The sequence below is a fragment of the Sporosarcina trichiuri genome (genome assembly GCF_030406775.1).
Classification (GTDB): Bacteria; Bacillota; Bacilli; order Bacillales_A; family Planococcaceae; genus Sporosarcina; species Sporosarcina trichiuri.
Window position 1 is genome coordinate 359,082 of the sequence record NZ_CP129119.1, and the last position, 11,854, is coordinate 370,935.

Genomic DNA, 11,854 nt, shown 5'->3' on the forward strand with positions numbered 1-11,854 from the left:
GTATTCTTTCACAATCCTATGCTATCATAAATAAAAAAGAAAAATCAGGTGACTTGGTGTGCAAACTGCAGAAATCAATAAAAAAGCAGCGGCTCTGCTGGAAGAATGGGACCCGTTCCTAGCGGGGCCGAAAGCGTATGGACGGGAGATCGCGATAATCCTGGGCGAACTGGAAGTCCTGGATCATCCGAGTGATCTCGCAAAACGGATCCGCGATGTCTATGAACCTTGTTGCGGTCTGTGGATTCCGCTGGAAGACTGCATGCAGATCTCCTATAAGCTGCTCGCTGTGAAGTTCGAAGCGAAATGTATCATATCGTAATAGGCAGTACGGCCGTCAAGTGACTATCTTTTGCTCCCGCTAGTGTTCCGATGCTATACTGATAGTGGCCGTTATGGCAATTTCAGATAGTCAAAACACGATTGGGAGCTGTTCGCATGACAGGTAAATACGAAGCAGGTCAGGAACTGTCAGGTACAGTGACGGGGATTCAGCCTTATGGCGCATTCGTCGCTCTGGATGATCAGACACAGGGGCTCGTCCACATTTCCGAAATCACATACGGATTTGTGAAGGACATCCATGAGCATCTGGCTGTAGGGCAGCAGGTGAACGTGAAGATTTTGGATGTTGATGAACAAGATCACAAGATCAGTCTGTCCATCCGGGCATTGCAGGAACCGCCTGCTGCCGCTAAGAAAAACAACCGCCCCCGCAAGTCGCTGCAAGAACGGGTCGACGAGCAGGACGAAACAGGATTCAACTCACTGAAAGACAAACTTCGCGACTGGATCGACAAATCAGGCTATTGAAGACGGAGAAGGGGCATCATGCCTCTCCTCCGTTTTTGTTTTTCCGCAGCCGGTATTGCAGATTCTGCCGGCTCATCGACAGGGCATTCGCTGTGCGGGTGATATTTCCGTCATGCATGGCAAGCGCCCGCTGTATATAGTAGGATTCCGCTTCCCGCAAGAACTTGTCGAGCGGCAGGAAATCACTGCCGCCTGCCGGCTGGAATGGGGAGGCAAGGGCTGTGCCGGTTTCCAATGCATTGCTCTTGTTCCTGAAATGGAGCGGCAGCATATCCACTGATATAATCGTCTCCGACGAGGCGAGTGACGCGACCTCATCGAGCAGCACTTCGAGCTCGCGCATATTTCCCGGCCAGGAGTACGACAGGAACAGATCCTGTACATCCTCTGTGATGTCTTCCAAGACCGTCCCGAAGCTTTCTCTGCGTCTGGCCAAATATCTCCTGACGAAGGGCAGGATATCTTCCGTCCGTTCCCGCAAAGGAGGGAAGCGGATCGTGAAAGAGGCAAAGAAGTAATAGAGTTCCTTCAGTAGTACACCTGAGGAGATGAGTTCCACGGGATCTTCCCCGATACTTGCGATGAACTGCCGTGACCCTGCTTCAGAGGTTTCAAGGATTTCCAGCAATTTTCGCTGGAGCTTGATGGATAGAAAGTCGATACGTTCACAAAATAACGTGAACGGTGCGTCTTCTGCCAATTTTCCAGCCAGCCGTTCGATGGCCTGCATATCCGAACGATTGCAATATAGCGTATAGAACGATGAGTCCTCATCAGGCACCTCATGATGGATCCCTTGCGCGACAAGGTCTTTCCCAGTGCCGGCTTCTCCTATGAGCAGAACAGGGAGCCGTGCGCGCACCGCTTTCTTGGCCGTCGCGATGATTCGTTTCATGGACTCCGACTCAGCCACGATATGGTTGAGAAGGATGGGATCCCTGTCCTTCTTCAGCGGCTGGAGGACGAACTTCTCGAGTGCAGTGACGTCATGTGACAATTCGATCGCGCCGATCAGCCGTCCGTCCTGGACGATCGGATAGGTGTTATTGATGGTCGTGATTTCGGTTTCATTGCGGTTCCAGTACGTCTGTTTGATATTCAGCTGTTCTTTTCCGTTTTGCAGCACTTCCATAAGTGTGCTCGGCTGCTGACGGAATTTAAACAGTTCAAGGATGGACAACTCCCGGATATCCTCGAGTTCCAGCCCTTCGATCTCTTTCATCTTGTCATTGTAGATTATCGTCCGGCCATCACTGTTGACAGCGTGGATGCCGATTCCCGCATTCTGGACAGCGAATTCATAGAAAGGGAAGAGTGATTCGTCGAAACTGTTCATTCATTGACACCGCCCAACTTTTTCTCTGTTTTAAACAATAATACTTGCAATGCGCAATAATATCTTGCATTATTATAAATGTAATCACGAACGGAGTGCAAACTTTTTTTGCGCTAATTCAAAGGAGGACTATCATGATTCCCTACAAACATGAACCATTTACAGACTTCACTAAGGAAGAAAATAAAAAAGCATTCGAGGAAGGCTTGAAAACAGTTGAAGCTTACCTTGGTAAAGATTATCCCCTGATTGTAGGCGGAGAGCGTATCATGACAGATGACAAGCTAGTGTCATTCAATCCAGCCAACAAAGAAGAAACAATCGGCCGCGTATCCAAAGCGAGCAAAGACATCGCGGAAAAGGCGATGAAAATCGCTGACGAAACGTTCAGCACATGGAGAAAGACAGATCCGCAGATGCGTGCGGATATCCTGTTCAAAGCAGCTGCAATCGTACGCCGCCGCAAGCACGAATTCTCAGCTCTTCTGACGAAAGAAGCAGGGAAGCCTTGGAACGAAGCGGACGCGGACACTGCTGAAGCAATCGACTTCATGGAATACTACGGCCGCCAGATGCTTACGCTGAAAGACGGCATCCCTGTAGAAAGCCGTCCGGGCGAGTTCAACCGTTTCGGTTACATTCCGCTCGGCGTAGGCGTTGTCATCTCCCCATGGAACTTCGCATTCGCGATCATGGCCGGAACAACTGTCGCAGCACTCGTGACAGGTAATACAGTTCTTCTGAAACCTGCATCGACAACTCCGGTTGTTGCCTACAAGTTCATGGAAGTGCTCGAAGAAGCAGGAATGCCTGCAGGTGTTGTAAACTACGTGCCGGGTTCAGGCGCTGAAGTGGGCGACTACCTCGTCGACCACCCGCGTACACGGTTCGTCTCCTTCACAGGATCGCGCGAAGTCGGAACACGCATCTACGAGCGCGCTTCGAAAGTGAACGAAGGGCAGATCTGGCTGAAGCGTGTCATCGCTGAAATGGGCGGTAAAGATACCATTGTCGTGGACAGCGAAGCGGATCTTGAACTTGCTGCTCAGTCCATCGTCAAATCGGCGTTTGGCTTCAGCGGTCAGAAATGCTCGGCCTGCTCACGTGCCATCATCCATGAAGATGTGTACGACACAGTTGTCGGCCGTGTCGAGGAACTGACGAAGGAATTGACGTACGGAGATCCGGCGGACCAGTCGAACTTCGCAGGTCCTGTTATCGACAAAAATGCTTTCGATAAAATCATGGGTTATGTTGAAATCGGCAAAAAAGAAGGACGTCTCATCGCGGGCGGCGAAGGGGACGACTCAAAAGGGTTCTTCATCGCACCGACAGTATTCGCTGACGTCAAGCCTGATGCACGTATCATGAAAGAAGAAGTATTCGGACCGTTCGTCGCATTGGCGAAAGCGAAAGACTTCACAGAAGCTATCGAAATGGCGAACGACACAGACTACGGCCTGACAGGCGCAGTCATCACGACGAACCGTGAACACTTGGAGCAGGCTCGTGAAGACTTCCATGTCGGGAACCTGTACTTCAACCGCGGCTGCACAGGCGCGATTGTTGGATACCAGCCATTCGGCGGATTCAACATGTCCGGAACTGACTCGAAAGCAGGCGGCCCGGATTACCTGCAGCTCCACATGCAGGGCAAGACAACTTCGGAAATGTTCTAATAAGCTGATCAGACAACTATCACAGCAGCCTGCCCCAGGGCAGGCGCTGCTTTTACATAACAAACCGAGGAGGGATTTTGAATGTCAGTATCTCAACAAGTGATTGAACAAACAAACAAGTATGGTGCACCAAACTATCATCCGCTGCCGATCGTTATTTCTGAAGCCGAAGGTGTATGGGTAAAGGATCCGGAAGGTAACAAATATATGGATATGCTTTCTGCGTACTCTGCAGTGAACCAAGGACACCGTCACCCGAAAATCATCCAGGCACTGAAGGACCAGGCAGACAAAGTAACCCTTACTTCCCGTGCATTCCACAGCGACCAATTGGGCCCATGGTATGAAAAAGTGACTGAACTGTCAGGCAAAGAAATGGCTCTTCCGATGAACACAGGAGCTGAAGCTGTAGAAACAGCGATCAAAGCAGCGCGCCGCTGGGCATATGATGTCAAAGGCGTTGAAGCGGACAAAGCGGAGATCATCGGCTGCGAAGGCAACTTCCATGGCCGGACGATGGGTGCTGTTTCCCTTTCATCCGACCCTGAATACAAGCGCGGGTTCGGTCCGATGCTGCCGGGCATCAAGCTTGTGCCGTATGGCGATATTGATGCACTTGAACAAGCGATCACGAAAAATACAGCTGCCTTCATCATCGAGCCGATTCAAGGGGAAGCAGGAATCCTCATCCCTCCTGCAGGCTATTTGAAAAAAGCGCGCGAACTCTGCAAGGAGAACAATGTATTGTTCATTGCAGACGAAATCCAGGCGGGTCTTTGCCGTACTGGTAAAATGTTTGCATGTGAGTGGGAAGATGTAGATCCTGATATGTATATCCTCGGCAAGGCATTGGGCGGCGGCGTGTTCCCGATTTCCTGTGTCGTTGCAGATAAGGAAGTCCTGGAAGTGTTCAACCCTGGTTCACACGGTTCGACATTCGGCGGAAACCCGATGGCGTGCGCAGTTTCCATCGCATCCCTGGATGTCCTGCAGGATGAGAAACTCGCTGAACGCTCGGAAGAACTCGGCAACTACTTCAAAAGCGAGCTCGCAAAGATCGAGAACGACGTCATTAAAGAAGTCCGCGGACGCGGTCTCTTCATCGGCATGGAGCTGACAGAAGAAGCGCGGCCATATTGTGAAAAACTGAAAGAACTTGGCCTGCTCTGCAAAGAAACGCATGATACAGTCATCCGTTTTGCGCCGCCTTTAGTGATCAGCAAAGAAGATTTGGACTGGGCAATCGAGAAGATCAAAAGTGTCTTTGCGAACTAAAAAACTTTCCAATTCGACAGACCGATATGATACGATGAACTAGGAAAAACCATTATGAAACAAAGAGGCGAGCCAAACCAATGACTGAAAACCTGAATCTGTTCACATCTACACAAGTTGTTATCAAAGAGGCACTTGACAAGCTGGGCTACGATGAAGGCATGTATGATCTTCTGAAAGAACCGATGCGCATGACGGAAGTCCGCATTCCGGTCAAAATGGACGACGGGAAAGTGAAAGTATTCACTGGATACCGCGGCCAGCATAACGATGCAGTCGGCCCTACAAAAGGCGGCGTGCGCTTCCACCCAGACGTGACATTGGACGAAGTCCGTGCGCTGTCGATGTGGATGACGCTGAAAGCCGGTATTGTAGATCTCCCGTATGGCGGAGGTAAAGGCGGCGTTGTCTGTGATCCGCGAGAAATGTCGATGGGTGAGCTGGAACGTCTGAGCCGCGGCTATGTACGCGCTCTTTCCCAAGTGATGGGGCCGACAAAAGACATTCCTGCTCCGGACGTCTTCACGAACGCTCAGATCATGGCGTGGATGATGGATGAATACAGCCGGATCGACGAGTTCAACTCTCCGGGCTTCATCACAGGCAAACCGATTGTCCTCGGCGGATCACAAGGCCGTGACCGTGCGACTGCTGAAGGTGTTACAATCATCATCAACGAAGCAGCGAAACGCCGTGGCATTGATATGAAAGGTGCACGGATCGTCATCCAGGGATTCGGCAACGCCGGAAGCTTCCTGTCGAAGTTCCTTCATGATGCAGGTGCGAAAGTCATCGGTATCTCGGATGCATACGGTGCATTGCATGATCCGGACGGTTTGGATATCGACTATCTCCTTGACCGCCGCGACAGCTTCGGAACAGTCACGACGCTGTTCGAAAACACACTGACGAACGAAGAACTGCTCGAGCTGGATTGCGATATCCTCGTTCCGGCAGCGATCGAAAACCAGATTACGGAGCACAACGCACACAACATCAAAGCGAATATCGTTGTGGAAGCGGCGAACGGACCGACAACGAGCGAAGCGACCAAGATTCTTACGGACCGCGGTATCCTCCTCGTTCCGGACGTGCTGGCAAGCGCTGGCGGCGTAACGGTTTCCTACTTCGAGTGGGTGCAGAACAACATGGGCTATTACTGGTCTGAAGAGGACGTGCGTGAACGTATGACCGAGAAAATGGTCACAGCCTTCGATAATGTCTACACGCAGGCAACTACGCGCGGCATTGACATGCGTCTTGCAGCTTATATGATCGGAATCCGCAAAACAGCGGAAGCCTCCCGTTTCCGCGGATGGGCATAAGGAGTACAGAAGAGCGTCCCGCTGCCGGGGCGCTCTTTTCCTGTCTGGCGGTCTATGCAAATCAGTTGCACCGCTGAAAGCTGTGAAACATAATAGAAGGTACCTGAGGAGGCGATGGAAATGGATAATTTCGTATTCCAAAATCCTGTCAAACTGCTGTTCGGAAAAGGACAGGTCAGCAACTTGGCAGACGAACTGAAACAATATGGAAACAAAGTGCTTGTCGTGTACGGCGGCGGGAGCATCAAAACTAATGGTGTGTATGATGATGTCATGAATGTCTTGAAAGACGGCGGCATGACGATCCATGAATTCGGCGGAGTGGAGCCGAATCCCCGTCTGTCCACAGCGATCGCGGCAGCCGATCTGTGTAAGCGGGCAGAAATCGACGTCATCTTGGCCGTCGGCGGCGGCTCGGTCATCGACTGCACAAAACTCATCGCCTGTGCGGCAAAGTATGACGGGAATCCATGGGATTTCGTTGTCCGCAAAGCGACACCGCAAGATGCACTTCCATTCGGCACTGTCCTGACTTTGTCAGCGACCAGCTCGGAGATGAATGCCGGTTCGGTCATAACGAACGAAGCAACGCAAGAGAAATACGGATGGGGAACACCCCTCAATTACCCGAAATTCTCCGTTTTGGATCCGACGTATACAATGTCTGTTCCCCGTGATCAGACAGTCAATGGAATCGTCGATACAATGTCCCATATCTTCGAGGAGTATTTCAATGAATCCTCGAATACGCCATTCCAGGACGAGATGTGTGAAAGTGCTCTCCGCACGATTATCCGTACAGGCGCCCAAGTCGTCGATCACCCCGATGATTACGAGCTCCGTGCGACAATGATGCTCGCAGGCGTCTGGGGATTGAACGGCTTCCTGCGAATGGGGTATACAGGTGACTGGGGAACCCATGACATCGAACATGCAGTATCGGCAGTCTACGACATCCCGCATGCCGGAGGACTTGCAATCCTGTTCCCTGAGTGGATGCGCTATACGATGCATCTGAACCCGAAACGGTACGCACAGCTCGCAGTGAATGCATTCGGTGTGGACCCAGAAGGGAAGTCAGATGAGGAAATAGCAATCGAAGGCATTGAGAAACTGGAAGCGTTCTGGTCATCGATCGGTGCGCCGCGCAAGCTTGCGGACTACGACATCGATGATTCAAAAATCGAGCTGATGGCAGAAAAAGCAGCTGTCAATGGCCCGCTCGGCAATTTCGCCAAGCTGTCCAAACAGGATGTTGTTCAGATTCTGACAAATTCACTATAAAAAAACGAACCGGCGCCAATTCAAAATTTGGCGATCCGGTCCGTTTTTTATTCTGGTAATTTTTTTCGGTTTTCGATGAGACGGGAGCTGTTCGTGTCGTTCCAGGACTGGATGCCGTCATCACCGATCAGCGAAATGATCACGTCCTGTATTCCTTTCTGTGACAGCACGAGAGTCATCAGGCGATCTTTCACAGCGAGCACATATTCCACTGTATTGGCAGTAGAGACTTCCGCGACGATTTCAACATGCAGGCTTTCCCCTTCTTTCACAACTTCCACACGCTGGATGTCGACTATGTCGGGGTCTTCGGCAACCAGATGTGCGATATGGGCCAGCATTTCCTCATCCGTCTCGCCGATTGCTCCGCGCGCGTTTTCAAGGAACACCTTGCCGACGACGTAAAACATCATCCCACCGATTGCGATGGATGCAATCCCTTCGGCTGCTGTCCATCCGAGGAAGTGGGCCAGCAGGACAGCGATGAATGCAATGACACCTCCGCTCGTTGCCACCAGATCTTCCATGAATACCAACTTTGTCGGGGGCTTCGCTTTGGACAGATGAGCAAAGCTCTTTGGTAGGGAAGAGATCCCATTATGGGCCAGTCCTGCATCGTGCATCACTTCCTTGGAAGCTTTGTAGAGCACGAATGATTCCAGAACAATGCCTAGCCCTAATACACCGAGGTTAATGAGGAGTCCGGTGCTCTCCGCAGGGTGCAAAATGTGATGGATACCTTCGATGATCGTTTCATAGGAAAGAATGGCAACGACAAGGACGGCGCCCAGGCAGACCAGATTGACGATACGTCCGAACCCGTTGGGGAACTTCGGGGTCGGGGCCTTTTTGGATAGAGCGGATCCCGTATAGACAAACAGCTGATTTGCGGCGTCACCCAATGAGTGCATCATCTCCGCATACATTGCGACGTTGCCGGTAAGAAAGAAGGCGCCTGCTTTCAATACAGAGATTATTAAATTGACGATTGCCGCCATGAGAGCGGATCTGTTTCCGTTTTTCAGTAATCCGATCCAACCATTCATTACATCAGTCTCCTTTTAAGTCGCTAGTGGCAATAGTATAGCAAGCCAGATGGGAAAGTCCGGTCAGGCAGCAGCCGGCTGTTTTATTTGCTGAATGTGCAGAACAACCGGCTGTGCTATACTGATTGCTATAACCATTCTCAATCTTTTTCAATCGCTGTCATTGATAGAAAGTGAAGTGTTGTTCATGAACAAGCCTGCTGTCCATCCGGCAATCCCTATTATCATAGGTGTAATTTCTGTTGCCCTTTCTGCCATATTTGTAAAATTGGTGAGTGCTGAAGCCGGAGTCACCGCATTCTATAGGATGTTTTTCTCGGTGATCTTCATGCTTCCCGTTTTTTTATTGAAATACCGGAAGGAAATCAGGGTTCTGACAAAAAGGGATTGGGTTTTTTCCACCCTGGCAGGAATCTTTTTAGCGTTCCATTTCATCTTCTGGTTTGAATCATTGAATTATACATCGGTTGCAAGCTCGACCGTTCTGGTGACACTGCAGCCGATATTCGCATTCGCAGGTACATACTTCTTCTTTAAGGAGAAGATATCGGTAAAAACCATTCTGTCCGCAGTAATTGCGATAATGGGCAGTGTGATCATCAGCTTCGGTGATTTCCGGCTGGGGGGCAGTGCGTTCTTCGGGGACGTCCTCGCTTTGATTGGATGCGCTCTCATCACTGCGTACCTGCTGTTCGGACAGGACGTCAGACAGCGGCTGTCACTCATCACCTATACATTCGTCGTCTATTCCATCAGCTCGGCAGCACTTTTCCTGTATGTGATCATCAAAGGGGAGGCACTGGTTCCGGCAGTGCAGTCGGACTGGGTATGGTTTGTGCTTCTCGCGCTGATCCCTAATCTTCTTGGACATACGCTGTTTAACTGGGCTATACGATGGGTGAGTACCAATGCCATATCGATTGCGATCCTTTTCGAGCCTGTCGGGGCTTCCATCTTAGCGTATTATGTATTCGGCGAGAGCCTGTCCGCCGCACAAATCATCGGCGGAATTGTAGTACTGCTTGGGATTCTGCTGTTCGTAGCGGACGGGCGGAAAAAAACTGCAGCTTAATTTCAAAAAAAGCTTGCAAACCATATCGAGTCTGTTGTATATTATTACTTGTCCTTCGGAACACGCATAACACATTCCGAAAGGGCAAGTATTTTTTTAAAAAAGTTGTTGACACGATAATCACAGTGCGGTATACTGTAAGAGTTGCTGAAAACAACAAGCGAACAACGCGAACCTTGAAAACTGAACAGCAAAATGTCAACGATAAATCGTCCGCGTTCAGTCGGCCCCGTCGGCGGACCGGACAAACCAGATCATCAAGATCTAACAAGCATCATTATGATGCCAGCAAAAATTGAGCAATCAATTTTCTGTATACGCTTGTTCATTATGTTGAATGAGTGTATCTGAGTGCTGAGGTGCAATGCAGTGCTAGGAAGCGATCGAACGAAGGAAGGAGCGTACTTACGTACGTGACTGACTGAGAGAGTGAAGCTGACGACGCAATGCGCTGTGCATCAGCTCTCAGATTTATGGAGAGTTTGATCCTGGCTCAGGACGAACGCTGGCGGCATGCCTAATACATGCAAGTCGAGCGGATCGCCGGGAGCTTGCTCCCGGCGATCAGCGGCGGACGGGTGAGTAACACGTGGGCAACCTGCCCTGCAGATGGGGATAACTCCGGGAAACCGGGGCTAATACCGAATAATCAGTTCCTCCGCATGGAGGAACTCTGAAAGACGGTTTCGGCTGTCACTGCAGGATGGGCCCGCGGCGCATTAGCTAGTTGGTGGGGTAATGGCCTACCAAGGCGACGATGCGTAGCCGACCTGAGAGGGTGATCGGCCACACTGGGACTGAGACACGGCCCAGACTCCTACGGGAGGCAGCAGTAGGGAATCTTCCACAATGGACGAAAGTCTGATGGAGCAATGCCGCGTGAGTGAAGAAGGTTTTCGGATCGTAAAGCTCTGTTGCGAGGGAAGAACACGTACGGGAGTCACTGCCCGTACCTTGACGGTACCTCGTCAGAAAGCCACGGCTAACTACGTGCCAGCAGCCGCGGTAATACGTAGGTGGCAAGCGTTGTCCGGAATTATTGGGCGTAAAGCGCGCGCAGGCGGTCCTTTAAGTCTGATGTGAAAGCCCACGGCTCAACCGTGGAGGGTCATTGGAAACTGGGGGACTTGAGTGCAGAAGAGGAAAGCGGAATTCCACGTGTAGCGGTGAAATGCGTAGAGATGTGGAGGAACACCAGTGGCGAAGGCGGCTTTCTGGTCTGTAACTGACGCTGAGGCGCGAAAGCGTGGGGAGCAAACAGGATTAGATACCCTGGTAGTCCACGCCGTAAACGATGAGTGCTAAGTGTTAGGGGGTTTCCGCCCCTTAGTGCTGCAGCTAACGCATTAAGCACTCCGCCTGGGGAGTACGGCCGCAAGGCTGAAACTCAAAGGAATTGACGGGGACCCGCACAAGCGGTGGAGCATGTGGTTTAATTCGAAGCAACGCGAAGAACCTTACCAGGTCTTGACATCCCGCTGACCGGCATGGAGACATGCCTTCCCCTTCGGGGGCAGCGGTGACAGGTGGTGCATGGTTGTCGTCAGCTCGTGTCGTGAGATGTTGGGTTAAGTCCCGCAACGAGCGCAACCCTTAATCTTAGTTGCCATCATTCAGTTGGGCACTCTAAGGTGACTGCCGGTGACAAACCGGAGGAAGGTGGGGATGACGTCAAATCATCATGCCCCTTATGACCTGGGCTACACACGTGCTACAATGGACGGTACAGAGGGCTGCAAACCCGCGAGGGGGAGCCAATCCCAGAAAACCGTTCCCAGTTCGGATTGCAGGCTGCAACTCGCCTGCATGAAGCCGGAATCGCTAGTAATCGTGGATCAGCATGCCACGGTGAATACGTTCCCGGGTCTTGTACACACCGCCCGTCACACCACGAGAGTTTGTAACACCCGAAGTCGGTGGGGTAACCCTTACGGGAGCCAGCCGCCGAAGGTGGGACAGATGATTGGGGTGAAGTCGTAACAAGGTAGCCGTATCGGAAGGTGCGGCTGGATCACCTCCTTTCT

Annotated in this window: 9 protein-coding genes and 1 rRNA gene; 8 read left to right on the top strand and 2 right to left on the bottom strand. The window is 51.3% G+C overall.

All coding sequences use genetic code 11. The features are described from left to right. Window positions 1-58 precede the first annotated feature (58 nt). Complete coding sequence (locus QWT68_RS02050) at window positions 59-322, top strand: DUF1871 family protein (protein ID WP_040285698.1); 264 nt, start codon at window positions 59-61, stop codon at window positions 320-322. A 116-nt stretch (window positions 323-438) separates the two neighbouring features. Beyond that, on the top strand, window positions 439-813 hold the full coding sequence (gene yugI, locus QWT68_RS02055; protein WP_040285697.1) for a S1 domain-containing post-transcriptional regulator GSP13: 375 nt from the start codon (window positions 439-441) through the stop codon (window positions 811-813). Between the two features lie 16 nt (window positions 814-829). Here yugI and QWT68_RS02060 read toward each other — a convergent pair whose 3' ends face one another. Beyond that, window positions 830-2,149: a sigma-54-dependent Fis family transcriptional regulator gene (locus QWT68_RS02060; RefSeq protein ID WP_040285696.1), complete on the bottom strand. Its 1,320-nt coding sequence runs from the start codon at window positions 2,147-2,149 to the stop codon at window positions 830-832. A 131-nt stretch (window positions 2,150-2,280) separates the two neighbouring features. Here QWT68_RS02060 and pruA point away from each other — a divergent pair, with 131 nt between their 5' ends. The 4 genes from pruA to QWT68_RS02080 all read left to right on the top strand — a co-directional run bounded on the left by pruA (window position 2,281) and on the right by QWT68_RS02080 (window position 7,712). Next, window positions 2,281-3,828 carry an L-glutamate gamma-semialdehyde dehydrogenase gene (gene pruA / locus QWT68_RS02065; protein WP_040285987.1) on the top strand — a complete coding sequence of 516 codons (1,548 nt, stop codon included), beginning with the start codon at window positions 2,281-2,283 and terminating at the stop codon, window positions 3,826-3,828. A gap of 81 nt (window positions 3,829-3,909) precedes the next feature. Beyond that, window positions 3,910-5,103: an ornithine--oxo-acid transaminase gene (locus QWT68_RS02070; RefSeq protein ID WP_040285695.1), complete on the top strand. Its 1,194-nt coding sequence runs from the start codon at window positions 3,910-3,912 to the stop codon at window positions 5,101-5,103. An 80-nt stretch (window positions 5,104-5,183) separates the two neighbouring features. After that, entirely contained in the window at window positions 5,184-6,428 is a 1,245-nt protein-coding gene (locus tag QWT68_RS02075) for a Glu/Leu/Phe/Val family dehydrogenase (RefSeq protein WP_040285694.1), read from the top strand. A gap of 120 nt (window positions 6,429-6,548) precedes the next feature. Then, on the top strand, window positions 6,549-7,712 hold the full coding sequence (locus QWT68_RS02080; protein WP_040285693.1) for an iron-containing alcohol dehydrogenase: 1,164 nt from the start codon (window positions 6,549-6,551) through the stop codon (window positions 7,710-7,712). 47 nt (window positions 7,713-7,759) lie between these two features. On the opposite strand, the gene QWT68_RS02085 is transcribed toward QWT68_RS02080, so the two are convergent. Further along, on the bottom strand, window positions 7,760-8,758 hold the full coding sequence (locus QWT68_RS02085; RefSeq protein WP_290149279.1) for a cation diffusion facilitator family transporter: 999 nt from the start codon (window positions 8,756-8,758) through the stop codon (window positions 7,760-7,762). Window positions 8,759-8,945: 187 nt separating this feature from the next. Between QWT68_RS02085 and QWT68_RS02090 the strand changes: the two genes are divergently transcribed. Both QWT68_RS02090 and QWT68_RS02095 read left to right on the top strand, forming a co-directional pair. Continuing rightward, window positions 8,946-9,830, top strand: a complete 885-nt coding sequence (locus QWT68_RS02090; RefSeq protein ID WP_040285986.1) for a DMT family transporter — start codon at window positions 8,946-8,948, stop codon at window positions 9,828-9,830. 470 nt (window positions 9,831-10,300) lie between these two features. Further along, a 16S ribosomal RNA gene (locus QWT68_RS02095) occupies window positions 10,301-11,852 on the top strand. Window positions 11,853-11,854 lie beyond the last annotated feature (2 nt).